Origin of the sequence: Pseudarthrobacter sp. SSS035 (assembly GCF_023273875.1) — a bacterium.
In the GTDB taxonomy this organism is placed as follows: Bacteria; Actinomycetota; Actinomycetes; order Actinomycetales; family Micrococcaceae; genus Arthrobacter.
The window spans coordinates 4537520-4557558 of the sequence record NZ_CP096882.1; the positions used below are offsets into that span (position 1 = coordinate 4537520).

Sequence of the window (20039 nt, forward strand, 5' to 3'; positions counted from 1 at the left end):
CGCCCTTCCTGAATCACCCCCATCGTCTGCAGTGTTGGATGCGCCTCCCCAGCTGCCCTCAGGCGGGGGCGGCATGAACATGTTGGCGCTTGTCCCCATGCTCGGTGCTGCCACATCTGTGACGGTCATGATGCTCTTCCGGGGATCGTCATTGGCAGGAATCGGGGCGATCATGATGGTGGCTACGGTTCTGGCGTCCCTTGCGCTGATTTTTTCCCAGCGAGGAAAGTCAGCGCGGCAACGCAGTCAGAAACGCCGCCTCTACATGGACTATCTTCACCGCCGGCATAAGGAATTCGAGGCCGAAGAACGCCTGGCGAGAATGTCCGCCAACCGTAGCCACCCGCCGCTTGGCCAGCTGCTGGAAACAGTGGTTGAGGACCCGCACCGGTTGTGGGAACGGCGTCGCACCAGCCCTGACTTCCTCCTCACCCGTTTTGGCACCGGCACTGTGCCCCAGCGCATCATCTCCGTCCAGGACAGCGGGGACGCCGTTGAACGGCCCGATACTTTCATGCTGGCCGAGGCCAAACAGCTGAGTCACCGTTTCGCCTCAAATCCACACATGCCCCTGACACTCCCCTTGGCCGGGGTCTCGAACGTCTCCATCATCGGAGACAGGGAAACGGCGATGACGGTCTGCCGAAGCATCCTGAGCCGCATCGCTGCTTCCCAATCCCCCGAGGATGTCGAACTGGGGATAGTCGTCGCCGACGATCGCCGGGCCGACTGGGAATGGACCAAATGGCTGCCCCATATCCTGGACCGGTCAAACCAACCCAGACAATCCGCAAATCACCATGGGATGGCCCGCCTCCTGGGGGCCAGCTTCGATGCCCGGATCGCCGCCGTGGCCGGCGCGGCACGGAATTTCCAGCGGCTGCCAGCAGAAGCGCTGCCCCGGCTCGTGATCATCACCGACCTGCCCGGGGAGAACGCCCTGCCGCTCCCCGGGCTGCCCGCTGACATGTCGCTCACTGATCTGGCGGTGACCCGGATCCACCTGCTGACAGACCAGAAACAGGAGCCTGACAGTGTGGATCTTCGGCTCGCCGTTGATACCGGCAGCGTCACCCTGACGAACACCTCAAACGGGCAGACGGTAGTTGGCCAGGCGGACGAAGTCCATCCGGCCGAGGCTGAGTCCATTGCCCGTGCTCTGGCTCCGCTGCGCCTCTCGGAGTTGTCGCATGAGTTTGGCGAGCACAAGGCTTCACGCAGCTACGCAGAGTCACTAGGACTAAACGGATACACCGCCGTAGAGGTGCACAAGCTCTGGGAAACCCAGCGGGGTCCGGACTTCCTGCGCGTTGCCATCGGCATGGACGAGGACTCCTCGCCCGTCTACCTGGACCTGAAGGAGCCAGCGAAGCAGGGCATGGGACCCCATGGCATCTGTGTGGGGGCCACCGGATCCGGCAAATCCGAACTGCTGCGGACACTGGTCCTGTCCCTGCTGACCACCCACTCCCCCGAGGATCTGAACATGGTGCTCGTGGACTACAAAGGCGGCGCAACGTTCGCGCCTTTCGCTGACGCCCCCATGTATCCGGCCTGGTGACCAACCTTGTCAGCGATGCCAGCCTCGTTGACAGGATTTACGCGAGCCTGGCAGGAGAGGTCGTCCGCCGACAGGAACTGCTGAAGTCCGGTGGTGACTTCGCCCATATTGATGACTACCGCAGCGCACGCGTGCGCACCCCGGACGATCCCACCCTGCGGCTTCCCCTGCCCTATCTCTTTGTCTGTATCGACGAATTCGGTGAACTCCTCACAGCGCGCTCCGATTTCATCGACCTCCTCCTCTCGATCGGACGCATCGGACGCTCCATCGGAATCCATTTGCTCCTGTCCAGCCAGAAAGTGGAATCAGGGATGCTTCGAGGGCTGGAGACCTACCTTGCGTACCGGATTGCGCTGCACACCAACTCAGAAAGCGAAAGCCGCACTGTCATTGATGTGCCGGACGCCTACCACCTCCCCAACACGCCAGGGCACGGAATCCTGAAGGTGGACACCACGGTCTTCCGTCGTTTCAAGGCATCGTACGTTTCCGGACCGCTGCCCCCGCCGGTCGGGGAAGAGGACACCGCCTCGGCAGCGGAGGCGCCAGCCCCGGTGGCCGTTTTTGGCCTCCACCGCCCAGGCAGCGCGGATCAGCCGACGGCGGCACTCCCCGTTCCTTCCCCAGGATCCGGGCAGTCTCCTGAGGGCCCCACCATCCTTTCGACGCTCGTTGGGTTTGCCTCCGGCACCCAGCCGATGACACCGCCGGTCTGGCTTCCCCCGTTGCCGCTCTCAATCTCCCTGTCCCAGACAGGGGCGGCGGTGAACCTGACTTCAGCCGGACCGCGCCTGGAACAACCGGCCTACCTTTCCCCTGCTATGGGCATCCTGGATGACCCTTCACGCCAGTGGCAGGGACCGTGGCACCTCGACCTGGCCGCAAGGGGCGGCAACCTCGCAGTTATTGGCGCACCCCAGAGCGGCCGCAGCACAGCGCTGCGCAGTATCGCCGCCGCCCTTGCCCTCAGCCACACGGTGCAGGACGTAAACCTTTACGGCATCGACCTGCTCGGCAACTCACTGACCGGATTGGCCGCACTACCGCACAGCGCCGGCATGGCAGGGCGTGGAAACCGTGAGTACCTGCGCCGGACCGTCGAAGAAGTACATTCGTTGGTCAACGCGCGACAAGACGTTTTCGAAGCCCACCGCATAGACACCGTCAAGGCGATGCGGACAGCCCGGGCCCGCGGCGGGCTCGAAGAATTAAGCTGCACCGACCTGTTCCTTTTCATCGATGGCTTCGGTGCCCTGACGTCAGAGTTTCCGGAGATCGAGGAGTTGGTCCACGACATCATGACGCGCGGCAGCACCTTCGGGGTCCACGTCGTCGTTACGGTCAGGACCTGGTCTGAGATCCGGATGACGCGGCAATCCCTGATCGGCAACCGGATTGAACTCCATATCTCCGATCCTGCTGACTCCATCGACCGCCGGCTGGCTTCAACTCTCGGCGCGGGCCGGCCAGGGCGGGCCCTCACCCTGGACAAAACCATCGGACACTTCGCGCTCACTTCCCTAGAGAACCGTCCCGACCCGGACGCCGCCGCCACCGAACTCGAACGGCTGTGCCAGCTTGTTGCCAGCGGCACCGCGGATTCCGCCCCCGCAGTCAGGGTGCTGCCCACAGCTGCGGATCTTCCTCCGCGAACGGTCCGCACGACCGGACCCGGCATGGGACTGCGGGAGCAGGATCTGGGGACCGAAGTCCTGGATCTCTTCGGGACAGACCCAGGGCTCCTTGCCTTCGGGGACCCGGAAACCGGCAGAACCAACCTGTTGAAAAACATCGCCTCACAATTGATCGGCTCTCATGCTCCCGGCGAAGTGATTTTTGCAGTCTTTGATCCCCGCCAGAACCTGCGGAACTTCATCCCGGATGAGTACCTCGGCGAATACGCTTCGAACGCTCTCGTGGCCGCGCGCCTTGCTGAATTCGTTGCAGGCCAGCTCCAGGACCGGATGGGAGACGGCAGCAAACCCGCCCTCACCATTCCCCGGATCGTTCTCCTGGTCGACGACTACGACATCCTCACCGCCTCCGGCAACCAACCCCTAAGAGCCCTGGCCCCGCACATTCCGGCAGGCGCAGACGCCGGACTCCACGCCGTTGTGGCAAGCAGGATCAACGGGGCCGCCGTCGCAATTCACGACCCGTTCCTCAGCGCCATCAGGGCAGCCGGAGGTCCCGTGGCTCTCTTCTCCGGGGAGAGGTCAGAAGGTGTGATCGCAAACGGCGAACGCCCCGCCCATCTGCCAACCGGCCGCGCCCGCATTCTGCGTCCTGGCCGGCGACCACTGGTCGTGCAGACCTTCCTTCACCAGGACAAGGACATTTCGGCATGAGTTACGACTTCCACCTCGTTGCCGCAACAGACCCCAGGCAAGGAGACTTCGCCAGGGTGTGCACCCTCCTCGAGGACAAGGCCGGACTGGAATCGGTTGGCGATACCGGGCACCTCATCCTCACGTTGGGAGGGGAACAGCTGGCTCTGATTACCATGCCCAGCCGCATCGATAATGACGAACTGCTCCGGGTCTTTGGGCAGGATGTAGCCCACCAGCTCGGCGGAACCGCCTGGGTCTCCGAGGTGAACTGCCCCGAAGACAAAGACACCGCAGAAGCCGCCCGGACATTCCTCATGCTCGCCGTGTCTGAAACCCGCGGACTGGTCATCGATCCGCAGAGCAACGAAATCCTGAACGTGGTGGAAACTTGAATCAGGGGCTGCCACTGCACATCATCCCTGCTCCCGCGGTTCGGCCTTGGAAGACCCGTGCATTGGGCAATGCTCTTGCGGACATTCCCCCGGGCGCAGCTCCCGCCGTGGCCATGCGAAGGGAAGCCCAGCCAACCTACGGCTTGGTCGCTTTTCTCAAAGCCACGAACCTGCCTTGGGTCAGGCCCGCCGAAGACGGCCAGAACCTTGAGAATGCACTGGCCGTTGAGCCCGCAGAAAGTGCACCCCTGGTCTCGGGCAGCGTAGCCGTGAGCGGAAGTGTCTTGCACCCAGCCAGCAACAGCACTCGAATCGGGGCATATACCGGCCAGATGCTGGAGCCGTTTCAGGTGCGTCCCCTGAGGGCGGGCGACACCGAGCCTCTCAGCTGGCCTTGGGACATTGAGGTGAATAGCCGTTGGTTCCAGTCGCACATGCCTTGGGGCTCTCTGATTTTCTCAGGAGCCAATGTCACGGGCCTGTTGGTCGCGGTGCGGACGGACGCCGGTGTGGTGGAGTCCTTCGACGCCCTGATCACCACCGGGGCTCCCATCACCGAGAGTGTGCGTTCCAGGGCGAAGACGCAGGCCAAAGCCCTGAACTCTATGGACTTCAGTCTGGAGTACCATTTCGGCGCCGATGCGTCCGGGGTCTATTCAGGCGCCGACGGGTTCCGGGTACCGCTGGCCACTGTGCTGGGACCGGGCCTCCTGAAAGGCATCGATTTCAGCCGGCACGACGTGGCAGGCGTGGACGTCGACATGTTGGGGTTGTCGCCGTTCCAGCATCTGGCCCTGACGTTTCCCCTGATCCATACCTGGGACGGCGGCAGTGGACTGGCTCTCCGCCAAGCAGCGTTCGGAGAACTGCCCTAAACGTAGCCGTCGACGATCGCAGCGGCGATCTCCTTGTAGGCCCGACGGGTGTTCCCGGAAATCTTTTCGAGGGAGATCCTGTCCCCGTCGGCCACGCCACGGTCATGCGGAACTGTGATCAGCTTGCGGCAATACCCTGCCAAGTGTTCTTCGATGGCGCGTTTGTCCACGCGGGTGGACACCTGGTCTTTGTCCGTGACCACCACGATGGCGTTGCGGGCCAGGTTTTCGTAACCGTGTCCAGCCAGCCACTGCAGGGTGTTGCGGGCCCGCTTCGCACCGCTGACGGCGTACCCGGAAGCGATGACCAGGTTAGTAGCCCTGGGCAATACACCGGCCATAGCTGGGTGCGAAACCCCGGTTCCGCAGTCCGTCAGGGTCACTGAATAGTACTGGGAGACAAGGTGATGAATCTTGGAGTATTCGGCTGCTGTCAAAGCATCTGACAGGGCCGGGTCCTGCTCGCCCGCCACCAGGTGCAGCCGGTTGGCGTGATGCATGTAGTCGGTCAAGGCGGTCAGGGAATTGATTGCATCAATGTCCCTCACGATGTCCGTGACCGTGCGGGGTTTGACTTTCTGGTACAGCATCTCCCCCAGCGCGCGTTCGGCCAGGTCCCCGCTGTCCGGGTTGGCGTCGATGGCGCAGGGGTGGTCTCCGCGGTACTCGGCCAGGATCATGCCCACCCCGACGGTGGTGGAGGTCTTGCCGATGCCACCTTTGAGGCTGAGCACGGCAGTGTTGAAGCTCCCCGACAGCGGGCGGGCAATCCTTCGTTCCAGCTCGGCGTCATCCTGGTCCTTCGCACTGGGGCCGAGATTCAAGTACCCGCCAGTGGCCGAATATAAAGCACCCCTCACACCAGTGGTTGGCCGCGGACGGTCCGGCCTGACGAACTGCGTCTCGACGTGGGGTGTTCCGTACGGTGACGCTTCCCGCTCAGGCTCCTCCGCCGTCGTCGGGCCTTGCATGGAAGCCTGTGACATCTGCGGAAATGCCTCCCGCGCGGGAACCGCGAGAGGTGAAACATCCTGATCCGGGAATCGGCCCTCGGCCTCTGGTGTGCCGGCATCGGCGGCCTGCCCGGCAACGCCGCCCATAATCCTGGGGCCTTCCATGGTAGGACTAGCCGGAGCGTCGGCGAGGGCCTCGGCGGTTCCGTCAGCGAGAACCTGGAAATTGCCCTCCTGCCCGTTGGAATGGTCAATGGCATGAGCTAAGGCGGGTGCACCCGAGCTGCGTGCATATTCAGCAAGGACCGCAATGGCTGCTGAATAAGGATCCATCCCTGGAGGCGGAGCAATCCGCTCACCACCGACGGTAACCTTGCCGTCGGTGAACACCTCGACGCGTGTGGCCCCCAGATCCATCACTACACTCCTCAAATACTGCGTGCGCAAGGCTGCGCCACCTCAGCGATCCTAGCCCGTTCGTCTCGCTAGGTCATGTCACGCTACGGGATTGACCGCGACCGGGGTTCCCGAGCCGCGTCATCGCGGTCGCGGGAACATCGCTCATCGTGTCGATCAGCTGCGCGACCCGCGGGGAAACGCGCAACTTGGGTTTCGTCCGGGTGCACGGCGCGGCCCTGTCGCGGTACGGGCGGCTACCTCCGAAACGATCAGGACGCGACGGTGGCCGTCTTCGCGATCTTCACAGGAACCGTCCGCGACGCTAACAGTAAGGCGCTTTTGGGCGCACTCGTCGAATCTCTTGCCCAGCAACTGGCACTGACCGGGATGCCGATCACCACCGTCCAGTCGAGCGTGCTCAACGCCGAACTCATCTTCCGCGGCAGTCAGATCAAGGACAGCCCTGGCCCTCACCCTCCCCCAACCGAACCGTTACACCCGATTTCATCGCCGACGTCGAAACTCACCTCAAGTCCGTCATGACGCGGAGTTCCACCCAGCGGACAACCTCGGCTCGCGGACTATGGTCCAGTCTTCTCGACGACGGGAAGGAGCCGACGGCGGGAGAACTCACCGGGGTGCTCGCCCACCTACAAAGTCCCGAGCTCAGGGACAGGCTCGTCGCGGACATGCCCGGCCTGGACCTACCGATGGAACTCCTCCTGTTCGGTGAATCAGGCACCGCGCCGGATTGGAATCGGATGGACACCGCCAAAGTGTACTTTTGCAACTACGCTGCGACGCGAATCGAAGAACCACCGTCCGCGTGTCCACACCTCGTCGAGAATTTGTCCACACACTGGGCCTGAAACGCCCCTGAGCTGTGACAACAATGCACTCGTAGTCGGGTTGCAGTCCCACACACGTCACGCCGGGGCTGACTCGATTGCCATTCCATCCCGTGCTATTGCCTTCAACGTCACCTCGTCGCCGGCAGCAGGCCTGGCTTCTGCGCCCGGATTCCTCGCAGGTCATGCCAGAAGCTCCAGCGCGGAGCATGAACAGGTGACACCAGTAACGGACCAGAAGCGGATAGGGGCTTCGAGCTGGCCACTTGGGCAGTCGACACGCCTAACGACGCTGCGAACACCCATTTTGCCGCAGGTCATGTCACACAGAACGTCCGGACGCATGAACTCGTATCAACCGAAAAGGGCTAGAAACGGACCAAGATGCAGGTCAAGCAACCGCCCTCGGACAGGGTGTGGACAGTGTCCACGCCCCTTTGGCCGGACAAGCTGCCACATTTCCCGCTCCCTCAGACTCCACGATGGAGCGAAAATAGCGAAAGGATCTCAAGAAATTCTCATCCAGGTTATGTCGTCAGCGCAACCGCGGGACATGAATAGGTGACAGACCAACTTTGGCCGCCACATCAACCGGAAAGGAGGCACAAATGCCCCCACATCCCAGCAAACGGAGGGCCTACTCGCCAGGTACCTGAGACCGCCAACCACACAATTTCATAGGCGCGCGCGGCGCCAGGCACAGTCCGCGGGCAGCGTCAGAGGGACGATGAGGGTCGATGTGCACACATTAAAGCAATAACCCCTCTGACGAGGGGTTATGCGTGCCCGAGGTGGGACTCGAACTGCATTCCAGCCCCTGCAAACACTGGGAAGCCGAAAACATACCGAGTACGGCCCGGTCCAGCACCGGTACGGCCGAGTCCGGCGGCAACGGTGTGCACATTGTGCACACCCCTTTTCGGCTTCTGAACCCGCCCCCGGCCGCGACCGCGAGGTGCACGCGTAGCGGACCGGGTGCCGCTCAAACGATCTGAATCCGTTCGTCGCCGAGTTTCAACCTCGACACGAAGCGGGCCACCGACCGCTTCGACGTATATCCGCAAGGTGTCAACCTAGGCTCGGTCAATGTCATCGTCCTCTATCCGGGACACACTTTTCCGGCTGACGTGCGGCCGCTCAGCCAGCTGGACCTGTGTCAGCTCGCAGGCCTCGCGGAGCTCCCGAAGCCGGTACGCCCGGAACTGATCGAGCAGGTGCTTCTTACGGGCCTCTACCGCTTCGAGGTCAACAGGCCGCTTGGCCAAGAGTTCCTCTAATGATTTCGCCACCACCATGCCTCCTTTCTGCATCCCGTTCCGGAGCGGGCCCGAGCCGCGAACTCAGGCCTCCTCAAGGCGCTTCAACAACCCAGCATCGTGGCGCAGCACGAAGTCCAAGCCAGCACTGACATCAGGACCGAGGCCGTGACGATGAGGGTCCAACTCGGGCCCTTAACGGACGCCATCCGGTTTGGAGGCGTGCGCCTCGTCCGCCCACTGACCCGCCCGAAGGACGCTGTCTTCTGGAAGAGGCCGGTTCATTTCCATGCCCGATAGTACCAACGCATCAAGCAAAACAGTTCGTTAACGGACAAGTTCAACAGGCCATTGCTGACACCATTCGGTGACATAATGAAATGGTGAAGGAGGAAGTTTGACGAACTTGACCAGCATCGACACACCCGCGGCAGCCGGTGCGATCATCCGCGCCCGGCGCCAGGAACGCGGTCTTTCACAACAATCGCTTGCAGAGGCGACTGGGGTTTCACGGAAGTTCCTCGTTGACCTTGAGGCCGGCCACGAACGAGCCGAACTCGGCAAGACCATGGCCGTCCTCCGCACCCTCGGGCTGTCACTGACCGCCACCGAGCCTATGCCCCGCGGCCGCGACTACGACCCCGCGAGGCGGGACTACGCCGAAACCTTCACCCAACTGATCGGCTCTCGGGACTTCGAGTACGCCATTAAGATGCTCGCCGACTACGCCACAGCCTCCCTCAAAGCCGGAAAACCGCTACTCCAACGCAGCCCCCGGCTCAAAGACCCGCACTGGTCCGCCGCCCTGGCCGGCATCACCAACTACACCGCGCACCAGCTCGGGCAACCCGCACCGTCCTGGACCAAACGAATCAAACCCCTCAACGAAGCATGGATGCCGGCCGAGTCCTACCGGCACGTCGCGGAACCCATGAAGAAACTCACCATGTCACAAACACCCGCCGAACTCGCTGCCCTCAACGTCTTCATCCGCGTACGCAGCCTGGCCACCGCATGAGCGGCGGAGAACTCACCGCCGATCAAATCCGCGCACTCCTCCACGAACTCGGCAGGCGCCTCCAGGCCCAAGGTGTCCATGGGGACATCAAACTCGTCGGCGGCGCCGCGCTCATCCTGCAAGGAATCGGCAACCGCCCCACCGCCGACATCGACGCCAGCTACGCCGACCCGTCCACTGTCAACGCCATCGTGGCCGAAATGGCAGCGGACTACGACCTTGCGCCTGATTGGCTGAACTCCAACGCCTCAGCCTTCGTCCCGGACAACGCCACCTGGGTTCAACTTGAACAACTGGACGGACTCACGATCCGGGCCGCGGACACCGAAACGCTCCTGGCGATGAAAATCGCCGCCGAACGAGACAAGGACACCCTCGACATAGCCCGGCTCCTCCGCCTGCTCAACATCACCAACGCCGACGACGCCGTCAACCTCGCCTACAACAAATACGGCGACCACTCCATCCCCCTCGCCGCGGGCCGGGACAACTACCTCATCGTCGTCGACGACGCCCTCGACGCAGCCACAACCCTCGAACCCGAATCCGGCGAGTAGACCAAACGGACAACTGGTGCGAGCATCTGATCAACCACGCAGTACGCGTTCATCGAAGAGTCAAGCCTCGATGTACGGCTTCGCTCCATGAACCGGGACTACGTCCACTGAGCGTAGGGGCGATCCGTTCGATCTCGCGTCCCGCCGAGATTTCATTTTAATAGAAAGGTTTCTCGATGACTGACGGAACGCGTGTAAATGATGAGTCATTGACAGAGGACCAGGGCAGCCGGCCACAGCGACGCGACGGTCTTCGGCATGATCCGAAGACACTGCCGGGTCTTGTTGAGACTCTCGGCCATCTGGAACGGTTGCTGTCATTCAATTTGAAGTCGATGGCCACATGCACGCCGATTCTCAATTTCTCTACGAGCTTTCACGATCTCCGACGAATGCACCAGGAAGTTACTGCCCTCCGAGCGGCCATCTCGCGTGCCTCAACAATCATTGCGACTGATACTCCGCTCGCAGTCCGGTTTCCAGATGAGGAACAGACTTGGCTTCTGGAAGGTAAGCCTCTTTCGCCGAAGCAGTTGACCGTCTTGGCCACGCTTGCTGCCGATAACCCCGAGGCAGAGACGGTGGCTTACTCGTCAATGATCTCGGATCTTGTCTTGGATCCGCCGCACGTTCGTTACTTCAAGGAACAGGCGCAAATCGAGGAGAACTTTCGGGTGGCCATGCATAATCGTGCCCACGCTGTCGGGCAAAAGCCGGTGAGATGTGTGTCTCCAAGAATGGAAAGTCCACAAGCATGCACCAGGGACGCTACAACCGGTAGCGCACGATCTGGATCGGAGTATCGGCTTCGTCCAGGCCCGTCGAGAAGCGGTACCAGAGTTACACAACACAGGCACGCCGGAGTTCCGGTGAACCTGTGGTCACACAACGATGTAGGACTTCGTTTCCCATCGCCAAGGAACTAGACGCCCCGGTTGGCCCGCGGCGCAGTTGCCCCGTAGCGGGGTTCTAAATGGAGGGCGCCGCAAACGCTGCACTGAATCAACGTGGACACCCAATAGTGATTGGATCGCGGCGAACCCCATGGAATCCGCTGAGGCTCCCTTCCACAGGACCGATCCCAAGGTTCACCCGGCACCGTGTCGGCGGCAGTTCAACGCAGCGCCCAAGCCCGGATGGAATTTCACGCTTCGCCGGTTCACGGCCTAACACCGCCGCGGCTTCAACCACCAATCCGTGTTGTGACTACCAAACTAGGCCACCAAGACCCTCTCAAGGCATGTAGCCCAGTCATTGGCACACCATGAAGGATCACAGACACGAACCCCTCGCGCAGCCCAAGCAAAGAGGCACCCACCATCCCCCCCGAGGGGCTACAAAAGCCGATTTGTGCACAGTCAAGGCACAGATAGGCCCCTGACCTGCGGAAACACTGTGCCCAAGGTGGGACTCGAACTGCATTCCAGCCCTTGCAAACACTGGGCACCCGCGGAAACATTCGGAATCCGGCCCGATCTGACCCATCTACGACCCGCTCCGAGGCCCAATGTGTGGACATTGTCCACAGCCCCAATACGAACCCTCTGAGGCTTCTGTGCGAAGCCTGCTTGTTGCCCCGCCCCGCCCCGGGAACCCACCAGGCAGAAGCGCAGTGAGGCCATCCAGGAACGCATCTGGGAAAAACTTGCCTTCAATGCCGCTCTGAACACCCCGCGCGCCGTGACAGGACAAACCGTAGGCCAAATTGGAGCGAGCGCCCCGGCCCGCGAACTCGTGGCCCGCGTCGTCGACGAGACAATTGCCGTGGCAAAAACCCAAGGTGTCCACCTGTCTGGGGAGCGCGTCGATGCAGCCCTCGAGAATGCCTACCTGCACGCCGGTGAGCATAAGACCTCGATGCTCCAGGACCGGGAGGCGCGGCGCCGTACGGAGGCTGACTACATTGGCGGGGCAATTGTTCGTCTCGGCGAGCAAACAGGTGTCTCTGCTCCCGTGCTCAACGCACTGACCACACTCGCGTCCGCGCCGATCCAGTAGCACAACCCGGGCTCCGCTGGCGGCTGAACCCAACCGAAAATGAATTTGTCCAGAACGGGTCACTGCCCTGTATGTGTGCTCGAGTCCGCAGGGACTCCTCCAGCCCCGCACTGCATTGACCCCGAACTGGATGGACTCCGTGGCTTTTTAGGTCCGGCTCTTTGTGCGCTTCGCTCCCAAGACTCAAGGCCGGACCTATTCCAACTCCTGTTCAATGCCCATGCGTGCGCCGTCAAGACTGCCCAGTTGCCGGCACGATCGGTCCTCCCAGGTGTTGAGCCATTGAACTCCTGCGGCCCAGCCCATGCTCGGTAGCTGTCGAGCTGAAGATGGGCCCTCGGTATACGGGGCTTACCAGGACGGCAGTATGGGCAGCGGGCCGTCAGCGTCGACGTTGTCGGTAACTCCGCGGGCCAGCCATTCGAGCAATCCTTCTCTGTCGGACGTTACTCGCAGGGCGCCGTCGCCGATCACCCACTCGTCGCGTTCCTCCGTCACGAGGGTCATCCCCGGCGCCCCTTGGGCACGCATCGTGCGCACGGCGGCTTCCAGGGCGTTGAGTACAGAGTCCGGGTCCGCTTCCTTTATGGTCCATGCGGTGTCGAGATCGTGGTGGTGAACCACGACCTCCGCGATCCGCAACGCCACAATGGACGTCGCAGGAATCTGCTTGCCGTGCAAGTGCACTTCCTCCGCGGCGATCTCCCCGCCGAGCCGAAGGGCCTGTTCGGCGAAATAGGCGGAGGACTGGCGGACTTTGCCCAGCAATTCCTGGCGCGGCAGGGCGGCCAGCTCGGCTATCTCTTGGGCGCGGGCCTCCCGCGAGGCATAGATTTGCTGCTCTTCGCCGGAGGTTGCCCAATCGATGAGCTTGACCAAGGCCAAGCCGTTCGAGGCGATGTGGGCAATGACATCTGCCCGGGTCCAACCCGTGCACAAGGACGGGGCGGCCATTTCGTCGTCGGACAGGGACTCTGCGGTGGCCATGAACATGTCGGTCTCCCGGCCCAGGCGGGACAGGTCCGAGTGCAGGCGTGCGGGATTGATCATAAATTCACCTTATCCATTGGCCCGGATGCCGGCGGGCAATCCGGGCCAATGATTCATATTGAAATCGTACCGATCGATACCGTGCGTGATGGCTGTATGCGGCACGACGGAATCGGAAGTGCCCCGCCGATGCACGCTGAACCGTGCATCGGCGGGGCACTCGGTATTAGAGTCGCTTTACTCCAACCGTGTGGTCGGTGGTGAATTTGGCAATAGCCCAGTCGCCGTTGAACCGGCCCAGCCCGGAGTTGCCCTCGCCGCCGAAAGGCACGTGCGATTCGTCATGGACGGGCATCTCATTGAGATGCGTCATGCCGGCCTTGATGCCCAGGGCGAACTGCACGCCGCGATCGAGGTCCTGGGTGAACACGGAACTGGATAGTCCGAATTCGGTGGCGTTGGCCAATTCCAGGGCGTGGGCTTCGTTGTTCGCCTTGAGGATGCCCACCAATGGTCCAAAGATCTCCTCGCGGGCAATCTCCATGTCGGGACTGACGTCGGCGAACACATGCGGCGGCACGACCCGGCCTGTGATTTCGCCTTCGAGGACGGTGCGGGCGCCCTCAGCCTTGGCCGTCGCGATTTTCGTTTTCAGTCCTTCAAGCTGGCTGTCGTTAACCACCGGCCCCACCAGGGTCTGCGCAGAGGCAGGGTCGCCGAAGGGTACTCCGGAGGCTGCGGCGGTGAACCGCTCCACGAATTCATCGTAGAGCGGGGCCTCAACAATGATGCGGTTGACCGCCATGCAGATCTGTCCCTGATGCAGGAACTTGCCCAACACGGCAGCTTCCACTGCAGCATCCAGATTGGCGTCCGCAAAGGACTACCAGGGGCGCGTTACCGCCGAGTTCCAAGGCAACGTGCTTGAGGTGCTTTCCGCCGGCGGCGAGTTTGCCAACGTTCTGCCCGATCGGCGTCGAGCCCGTGAAGGAAATCAGCCCGGGGACCGGGTGGGTGACGAAGTCGTCGCCGATCTCGGATCCGGCGCCCACCACCACGTTGAGTACTCCGGGTGGCAACCCCGCTTCCTCGAACACCCTCGCGAGGATCAGCCCGCCCGTAACTGGTGTGTCACTGGCCGGTTTGATGACCACGGCATTGCCCAGGGCGAGGGCCGGGGCCACTGAACGCTCGGAGAGGTGGAGCGGAAAATTCCACGGGCTGATGACGCCGACGACGCCGATGGGACGCCGGTAGACGCGCAACTCTTTGCCGGGCGTATTGGACTCAACTATGCGACCGTGAACCCGGGTGGGGAAGGAGGACGCCTCCAGGGTAATCCCGGCGGCCAGGGAGACCTCAACCTGGGCCTTGCCCACGGTGGAGCCGGACTCCTTGATGAGCCAATCCACTATTTCCTCGCGACGCTCCTCCAGGATCTGGGCTGCCCGGAGGATTACCTGGCGGCGGGCGGCTGGAGGCTGGGCGGCCCACTTCTTTTGTGCCGCTTCGGCAGCCCTGTATGCCTCGTCCAGGTCCTGCTTGTTGGCTTGGCGGATGGAAGCCAGCACCGAGTCGTCATACGGGTTGGTGACTGTCAAAGTCTTCTCGGACCTGCCCTCACGCCACGTTCCGCCGATGAACTGCTGGGTGACGGGCAGGCCGGCAAACGTCGCCGTGATTTCCAAGGTGGTTGTTGTCATGGTTTGTGCTCCTATGAGGTTGTAGTGGGTGAAGTGGAGCCGGGGCGGCCCCTGCATTGGGTCCGCGGCTGGTCAGAAGATCAGGACAGGCTTGATGGCTTCGCCGGATTCGGAAGCGTCGAAGGCTTCGTTGATGTCCGAAAACGCAAACGTTTTGGTCAGCTTCTCCAGCGGGAACTTTCCTTGCTGCCAAAGCCGGATGAGCTGGGGAATGAACACCTGGGGCACGGAATCTCCTTCGATAATGGTGCGGAAATGCCATCCCTTGAGTAACGAGGCACCAACTTCGAAGGTCACCTCCGTTCCCGGGGCCGGGGCCCCGACGAGGGCCACCGTTCCACCGGTTCCCAGGATGTCGGCAGCCTGGCGCAGGACGGCGGGAATGCCCGTTGTGTCGAGGGCATAGTCGACGCCGCGCTCACCGGTGATCTGGGCTATCTCTGCTGCCACGTCCGTGGAGCGGCTGTTGATAACGTGGGTGGCCCCCAGCTCCTTTGCTGTGGCCAGCCGGGATTCAACGATGTCGACCGCAACAATGGTTGTCGCACCAACAGCGGCGGAAGCCATGAGGGCTGCGCAGCCAACCGCGCCGGTGCCGAAGACAACAATGCTGGAGCCCGGGCGTACGTCCAAAGAGTTGATGACTGCACCGGCCCCTGTCTGTAGGCCGCAACCGAGGGGGCCGAGCAACTCCAACGGAAGGTTCCCGTCCACCTTTACGACGCTGCGGACAGCCACGTTCACGTGCGTCGCGAAAGACGATTGACCGAAAAAGTGCGAGGAGACTGAGGCGTTTCCATCGTTCAAGGCTGTCGAACCGTCGGGACGGGTACCGGAAAAATTGCGGCCGAAGAATTCGCTGCAGTACGCGGGTCGTCCTGTCAGGCATTGCCCGCATGTTCCACAGGAATTGGCGGAAAGAACCACAGAATCTCCGACGGCGACAGAGGTCACCAAAGAACCGACCGCCTCCACTACGCCTGCCCCCTCGTGCCCGAGAACCGCCGGCAACGGAGTGGGGTAGACCTGGTCGCGGACGATCGCGTCGGTGTGACAGACGCCGGTTGCGACGAGCTTCACCCTGACCTCGTCGGGGTGGGGCTCGTCCAGTGAGAGTTGGACGATCTGGAAAGGAACTTTAGGTGCGGTAGCGAGGGCAGCAGTGACCTTCATTGGAATGGCTCCTCAGGAGTAAGACTTGGAGTAAGCGGTAATTGAAACGTTCAGCGAACGGCATTCGTTAGACGGTAGTCAGCGGCTTTCGGGGCCAAGGACCCGACGTTGGGCCTTGCAGCCGTCAAGCGTCTATGGTTGCCGCGAACAGTCCGTGCGTCCGGTTCGATGCCTATACTGTGACACGGAGCACAGCGGGCGGGGTTGTCCATAGGCGACATCGAGGTTGTCGATTGACGCCATCCTGCCGCACACAAGGAGGTGCCGTGCATGACGGTGGGTTTGATAGCTGACGCGTGGTATCACGACATGGAGTCAACGTTCGGCGGGCTTGAGGTAGTGGCTCTGGGCAGTTCAGCTGGGCAGGCCTCCGGTGCACTGGCAGCCAAGGAACTCGGACATGTCGGAATATATGGAATCTCGGGCACCCCGCAGCAACTCGTACGATCACCCCGCGCAGTACGCCAATCGCCGACGGATGTACTCAAAGTGTGCGCGATGCGTCGCGGGCGCTGCATCATCGAACAATCCGGACGCGAGCTGACGGTCGCACCCGGGGAATTTGGCCTTTACGACACAGCGGTTCCCTACCGGCTCACCTTCCAAGGCGCATGGCAATGCGAGGTCATGACGGCGCCTTCAAAGTCCCTGGGCGCGCCACGTGCGGCCGTTGACGAAGCACGGTCGCACCCTTGGTCGGCCACCACCGGGGTCGGGACGGTGCTGGCGCAGTTCATCAGCGCCTGCACGTCCATGACTGTGCCCGCATCGGGAGCGAGGAACCACTTGGCCACGGCCGGTGAAGCACTGCTGGCCAGCGTAGTCCTGCAGGATTATGAGCCCGGCTCCGAGGACATGGCTGAGTTCCTCCGGCATGAAATCGAGTCTTATGTCGATCGAAACCTGCAGGACCCCAACCTCGGCCTGAAGCAGGTCGCATCCTCGCACCATGTCTCCGTGCGAACGGCTCAGCGGCTGTTCATAGGAAGCGGCATAGGGCTGACCGGGCTGATCCGGAAGCGACGCTTGCAGGCCGTCCGTCGTGACCTTGCTGCTCAGCGCACTGCCCACCTCACCATCGCCGAAGTAGCGGCGAGATGGTGCATCCATGACGCCCAATGGCTCGCCAAGGCTTTCAAGTCCGAGTTTGGCATGGCGCCGTCGGAGTTCCGGAGATCCTCTGAAGCGGAAACCCTCACCACTCACGCATCCGCGCTGTAGGCACATTCCTTTACCGGCGCTAGCTGCTACTTTTTCCAAGATACGCCTAGCCGCTTCTGATTGATATCTGAAAAGTATGGATCGCACCCCGGCCTAACCCCGGGTATTTACCGCATATGGCGGGCGTCACACCTCTGCGACACTGGACCAAGCCAAGGGACACAGGTTCACCCCCACGGCACTCCATCCATGCTCCGTCAGAGAGGACAGGCATATGGCTACGCTCCACACCGTCATCGCCGAAAACCCGCGCAAAGAGGCGCGCACCGCAAACTGGGTGGCCTTCGTCATCTGCACCGCACTTTTATTCGATGGCTACGACCTTGTCGTATACGGCACCGTCCTGCCGGGACTGCTCGCCGACTCGAGCCAGATTGGCGCCTTCGATGCCGCCGCTGCTGGCCTCTTGGGCTCGTGGGCGCTGGTTGGTGTGCTGGTCGGGTCGCTGGCGTGCGGGGCGGTCGGCGACTTCTTCGGCCGCCGCCGACTCATGCTCCTGGGCATCGCCTGGTTCTCGGTGGGGATGTTCGTCACGGCGCTGACCACAACCGTGGCGTCCTTCGGGGCTATGCGTTTCATCACGGGGGTGGGTCTCGGCGTTGTCATCGCCACCGCAGGCGCCACCATGGCAGAGTTCGCGCCAGCCGGCCGGCGACAGTTCTACAACGCGATCGTCTACTCTGGTGTCCCCGCTGGCGGCGTATTCGCCTCCGTCATGGGCATTCTGCTCCTCAATGACATTGGATGGCGCGGACTGTTCATGATCGGCGCCCTTCCCCTCGTCCTACTCCTGCCCATCGCCTGGTTCAAGCTTCCGGAGTCCCCCCGATGGCTGCTGGCCCGCGGCCGCGAGGATGAGGCCCTCGCCGCTTCGCAGCGGACCGGCGTTCCGCTCATTGAAGAACAGGTCATTCGGCAGATTGGCGCAGCCCCGCAGAAGACTGGTTTCGCGGCCGTCTTTTCCAAACAATTCGCGGTGGCTTCCGTACTTCTGGGCTTAATGTCCTTCTCCGGCCTGCTGCTGACCTACGGCTTGAACACGTGGCTGCCGAAAATTATGGAGGGATACGGCTACGGGCGGACATACGCACTGTTCTTCCCCTTGGCGTTGAACCTCGGTGCGGTGGCGGGAGGTTTGCTGCTGTCGCGCTACGCCGACAAGGCCGGTCCCCAGCGGGTCATTGCCAGCACCTTCGTACTGGCCACTATCTCACTGGTGCTTATGACCTTCGGCTTCCCTTTGCCGATGTTGTTCCTGTGCATCGCCATCGCCGGAGTGGGCACCCTCGGCACCCAGGTGCTGGTTTACGGTTTCCAGTCCAACTACTTCACCACCAACGCCAGGGCAGCCGGTGTTGCCTGGTGTGCCAGCGTGGGCCGCCTGGGCGGCATTCTCGGACCAATCATCGGCGGCTGGCTGGCGGCGGCGGGAATCGGCGGAGCCACGGCGTTTTACATCTACGGCGGCGTCGCCCTGCTGGGTGCAATTGTCACGGTCTTGGTCCCCCGTCAGCGCAAGCTGGAAGAAGCCGAGCACAGGGCCGAGGAAATCGTTGAGCACTCCGTGGAACAGGACGTCAGCTTCGCCACTCCCCCGGCGCGCCGTTGACCCAGCGCATCCAGCCGCTGCCTTGAATGAGCCCGGATCTAGTGAGAGGGTGCCCAGGCCAGGCCTGGGCACCCGGCCCGCCGCACCCGGCCAGTACGCCGAGCCAAGCCATTATGTCTGACGCAGACAAGAGTGGTGGGCTTTATACTTGATTTCTGAATCAATGCGGATTTGGCGCCTGACGGGAGGCGCCACACGGAGGGACGGCACAACCAATGGAGATCCGGCAGCTCAACTACTTTATTGCCGTTGCGGAGGAGCGCCATTTCGGCCGTGCCGCCAAACGCCTGCATATGGCCCAGCCACCTTTGTCCCAGCAAATCCGGCAGCTGGAAGAGCAACTGGGCGTGCGCCTGCTGAACCGCACCACGCGCAGGGTGGAACTCACGGCCGCCGGACAGGCGCTGCTGGACCGGGGCCGGCAGATCGTCAATGCGGTCGGAACACTCCGGGCTGACGTGTATCAGGTCGGACAAGGCGCATCCGGTGTTCTGCGCGTGGGCTTCTCCGGCTCAGCAACCTACGGTGTGATGCCACCGATCGTCCGACTTGCCAAGCAGGTTCTCCCTGGGCTGTCGTTGAATCTGCATGGCGAGATGCTCACCCCGGCCATGGAGGCCGGCCTGCGGGATGGCACCTTGGATGCGGCCCTTTTGCGGCCGCCCATCGCTTCCCAGGAGATCGATTACCGCATCGTGACGCGCGAGGCGCTCATCGTGGCGTTGCCGTCCTTCAGCGCCCTGGCTATGGACCGGCCGGTGGCCGTACACGAACTCCAGGACCAGGAATTCATCTCCTACCCGCCGGAGTCGGTGCTTTACCGGACCACCGCAGGTCTTTGCCGCGAGGCAGGTTTCCAGCCACGCATCACCCAAGTCATCAGTGAGACGTCCACGATGCTCTCGTTCGTGGCTGCCGGTAGTGGCGTTGCCATCCTTCCTGCGAGCGTCCGTGCCCTGCAGCTTAAGGGCGTCGTCTACCGCGATATCGAACAGGCCCCCGAGGTGGAGCTGGCCGTGGCGTGGCGGCGTGAGGACCGGTCATCACTGCTCCAAAGCTTCCTGGATGTCGTGGGCACCGCGACCAAAGACCTGCCCAACCGCACTCCCAGTCCTCCAGGATCCTGATACGGGGCGGAACCGGTTCGATGCCA

The 20039-nt window shown here is 62.4% G+C and carries 17 protein-coding genes; 11 read left to right on the top strand and 6 right to left on the bottom strand.

The window, feature by feature from the left end; genetic code table 11:
• The first annotated feature begins 73 nt into the window (after positions 1 to 73).
• The 4 genes from MUN23_RS21060 to MUN23_RS21075 all read left to right on the top strand — a co-directional run bounded on the left by MUN23_RS21060 (position 74) and on the right by MUN23_RS21075 (position 5161).
• Positions 74 to 1561, top strand: a complete 1488-nt coding sequence (locus tag MUN23_RS21060) for an FtsK/SpoIIIE domain-containing protein (RefSeq protein ID WP_248760928.1) — start codon at positions 74 to 76, stop codon at positions 1559 to 1561.
• The gene (gene eccCb / locus MUN23_RS21065) at positions 1558 to 3912 is read left to right on the top strand and encodes a type VII secretion protein EccCb (protein WP_248760929.1); all 2355 of its coding nucleotides are present in this window, start codon (positions 1558 to 1560) and stop codon (positions 3910 to 3912) included. Before MUN23_RS21060 ends, eccCb begins: the two co-directional genes overlap by 4 nt.
• Positions 3909 to 4286, top strand: a complete 378-nt coding sequence (locus MUN23_RS21070) for a hypothetical protein (protein WP_248760930.1) — start codon at positions 3909 to 3911, stop codon at positions 4284 to 4286. Before eccCb ends, MUN23_RS21070 begins: the two co-directional genes overlap by 4 nt.
• A gap of 113 nt (positions 4287 to 4399) precedes the next feature.
• Complete coding sequence (locus MUN23_RS21075) at positions 4400 to 5161, top strand: DUF6177 family protein (protein ID WP_248764166.1); 762 nt, start codon at positions 4400 to 4402, stop codon at positions 5159 to 5161.
• Here MUN23_RS21075 and MUN23_RS21080 read toward each other — a convergent pair.
• Positions 5158 to 6531 carry a MinD/ParA family protein gene (locus MUN23_RS21080; RefSeq protein ID WP_248760931.1) on the bottom strand — a complete coding sequence of 458 codons (1374 nt, stop codon included), beginning with the start codon at positions 6529 to 6531 and terminating at the stop codon, positions 5158 to 5160. The two genes, MUN23_RS21075 and MUN23_RS21080, sit on opposite strands and share 4 nt — an antisense overlap.
• A gap of 264 nt (positions 6532 to 6795) precedes the next feature.
• Here MUN23_RS21080 and MUN23_RS21085 point away from each other — a divergent pair, with 264 nt between their 5' ends.
• The gene (locus tag MUN23_RS21085) at positions 6796 to 7056 is read left to right on the top strand and encodes a hypothetical protein (protein ID WP_248760932.1); all 261 of its coding nucleotides are present in this window, start codon (positions 6796 to 6798) and stop codon (positions 7054 to 7056) included.
• Between the two features lie 1378 nt (positions 7057 to 8434).
• On the opposite strand, the gene MUN23_RS21090 is transcribed toward MUN23_RS21085, so the two are convergent.
• A complete protein-coding gene (locus MUN23_RS21090) occupies positions 8435 to 8650 on the bottom strand; it encodes a helix-turn-helix transcriptional regulator (protein ID WP_248760933.1) in 216 nt (71 codons plus the stop codon).
• 364 nt (positions 8651 to 9014) lie between these two features.
• Between MUN23_RS21090 and MUN23_RS21095 the strand changes: the two genes are divergently transcribed.
• From MUN23_RS21095 to MUN23_RS21105, 3 genes are all read left to right on the top strand, one after another.
• Positions 9015 to 9635: a helix-turn-helix domain-containing protein gene (locus MUN23_RS21095; RefSeq protein WP_248760934.1), complete on the top strand. Its 621-nt coding sequence runs from the start codon at positions 9015 to 9017 to the stop codon at positions 9633 to 9635.
• Positions 9632 to 10192: a DUF6036 family nucleotidyltransferase gene (locus MUN23_RS21100; protein WP_248760935.1), complete on the top strand. Its 561-nt coding sequence runs from the start codon at positions 9632 to 9634 to the stop codon at positions 10190 to 10192. Before MUN23_RS21095 ends, MUN23_RS21100 begins: the two co-directional genes overlap by 4 nt.
• Before the next feature lie 1632 nt (positions 10193 to 11824).
• The gene (locus MUN23_RS21105) at positions 11825 to 12190 is read left to right on the top strand and encodes a ketopantoate reductase family protein (RefSeq protein ID WP_256468752.1); all 366 of its coding nucleotides are present in this window, start codon (positions 11825 to 11827) and stop codon (positions 12188 to 12190) included.
• Positions 12191 to 12541: 351 nt separating this feature from the next.
• Here the strand turns inward: MUN23_RS21105 and MUN23_RS21110 are convergent, their stop codons facing one another.
• The 4 genes from MUN23_RS21110 to MUN23_RS21125 all read right to left on the bottom strand — a co-directional run bounded on the left by MUN23_RS21110 (position 12542) and on the right by MUN23_RS21125 (position 16056).
• Positions 12542 to 13240 carry a maleylpyruvate isomerase family mycothiol-dependent enzyme gene (locus tag MUN23_RS21110; RefSeq protein ID WP_248760939.1) on the bottom strand — a complete coding sequence of 233 codons (699 nt, stop codon included), beginning with the start codon at positions 13238 to 13240 and terminating at the stop codon, positions 12542 to 12544.
• 166 nt (positions 13241 to 13406) lie between these two features.
• Entirely contained in the window at positions 13407 to 14033 is a 627-nt protein-coding gene (locus MUN23_RS21115) for an aldehyde dehydrogenase family protein (protein ID WP_371875948.1), read from the bottom strand.
• Positions 13960 to 14883, bottom strand: coding sequence for an aldehyde dehydrogenase family protein (locus tag MUN23_RS21120; protein ID WP_248760943.1), 924 nt, complete (start codon positions 14881 to 14883; stop codon positions 13960 to 13962). Before MUN23_RS21120 ends, MUN23_RS21115 begins: the two co-directional genes overlap by 74 nt.
• A 72-nt stretch (positions 14884 to 14955) precedes the next feature.
• The gene (locus MUN23_RS21125) at positions 14956 to 16056 is read right to left on the bottom strand and encodes an NAD(P)-dependent alcohol dehydrogenase (protein WP_248760945.1); all 1101 of its coding nucleotides are present in this window, start codon (positions 16054 to 16056) and stop codon (positions 14956 to 14958) included.
• A 270-nt stretch (positions 16057 to 16326) separates the two neighbouring features.
• Here MUN23_RS21125 and MUN23_RS21130 point away from each other — a divergent pair, with 270 nt between their 5' ends.
• The 3 genes from MUN23_RS21130 (at position 16327) to MUN23_RS21140 (ending at position 20013) form a co-directional block, all read left to right on the top strand.
• Positions 16327 to 17277 (top strand): helix-turn-helix domain-containing protein, encoded by a 951-nt coding sequence (locus MUN23_RS21130; RefSeq protein WP_248760947.1) that lies wholly within the window; start codon positions 16327 to 16329, stop codon positions 17275 to 17277.
• A gap of 214 nt (positions 17278 to 17491) precedes the next feature.
• Positions 17492 to 18886 (top strand): aromatic acid/H+ symport family MFS transporter, encoded by a 1395-nt coding sequence (locus MUN23_RS21135; protein ID WP_248760949.1) that lies wholly within the window; start codon positions 17492 to 17494, stop codon positions 18884 to 18886.
• 215 nt (positions 18887 to 19101) lie between these two features.
• Positions 19102 to 20013: a LysR substrate-binding domain-containing protein gene (locus MUN23_RS21140; RefSeq protein ID WP_248760950.1), complete on the top strand. Its 912-nt coding sequence runs from the start codon at positions 19102 to 19104 to the stop codon at positions 20011 to 20013.
• Positions 20014 to 20039 lie beyond the last annotated feature (26 nt).

What these genes read in the sequence shown, in the direction of transcription:
- MUN23_RS21140 (WP_248760950.1), top strand. Translation starts at nt 19,102, where the DNA reads ATGGAGATCCGGCAGCTCAACTACTTTATTGCCGTTGCGGAGGAGCGC.
- MUN23_RS21135 (WP_248760949.1), top strand. Translation starts at nt 17,492, where the DNA reads ATGGCTACGCTCCACACCGTCATCGCCGAAAACCCGCGCAAAGAGGCG.
- MUN23_RS21120 (WP_248760943.1), bottom strand. Translation starts at nt 14,883, where the DNA reads ATGACAACAACCACCTTGGAAATCACGGCGACGTTTGCCGGCCTGCCC.
- MUN23_RS21060 (WP_248760928.1), top strand. Translation starts at nt 74, where the DNA reads ATGAACATGTTGGCGCTTGTCCCCATGCTCGGTGCTGCCACATCTGTG.
- MUN23_RS21070 (WP_248760930.1), top strand. Translation starts at nt 3,909, where the DNA reads ATGAGTTACGACTTCCACCTCGTTGCCGCAACAGACCCCAGGCAAGGA.
- MUN23_RS21110 (WP_248760939.1), bottom strand. Translation starts at nt 13,240, where the DNA reads ATGATCAATCCCGCACGCCTGCACTCGGACCTGTCCCGCCTGGGCCGG.
- MUN23_RS21100 (WP_248760935.1), top strand. Translation starts at nt 9,632, where the DNA reads ATGAGCGGCGGAGAACTCACCGCCGATCAAATCCGCGCACTCCTCCAC.
- MUN23_RS21125 (WP_248760945.1), bottom strand. Translation starts at nt 16,056, where the DNA reads ATGAAGGTCACTGCTGCCCTCGCTACCGCACCTAAAGTTCCTTTCCAG.
- MUN23_RS21075 (WP_248764166.1), top strand. Translation starts at nt 4,400, where the DNA reads ATGCGAAGGGAAGCCCAGCCAACCTACGGCTTGGTCGCTTTTCTCAAA.
- MUN23_RS21130 (WP_248760947.1), top strand. Translation starts at nt 16,327, where the DNA reads ATGACGGTGGGTTTGATAGCTGACGCGTGGTATCACGACATGGAGTCA.
- MUN23_RS21080 (WP_248760931.1), bottom strand. Translation starts at nt 6,531, where the DNA reads ATGGATCTGGGGGCCACACGCGTCGAGGTGTTCACCGACGGCAAGGTT.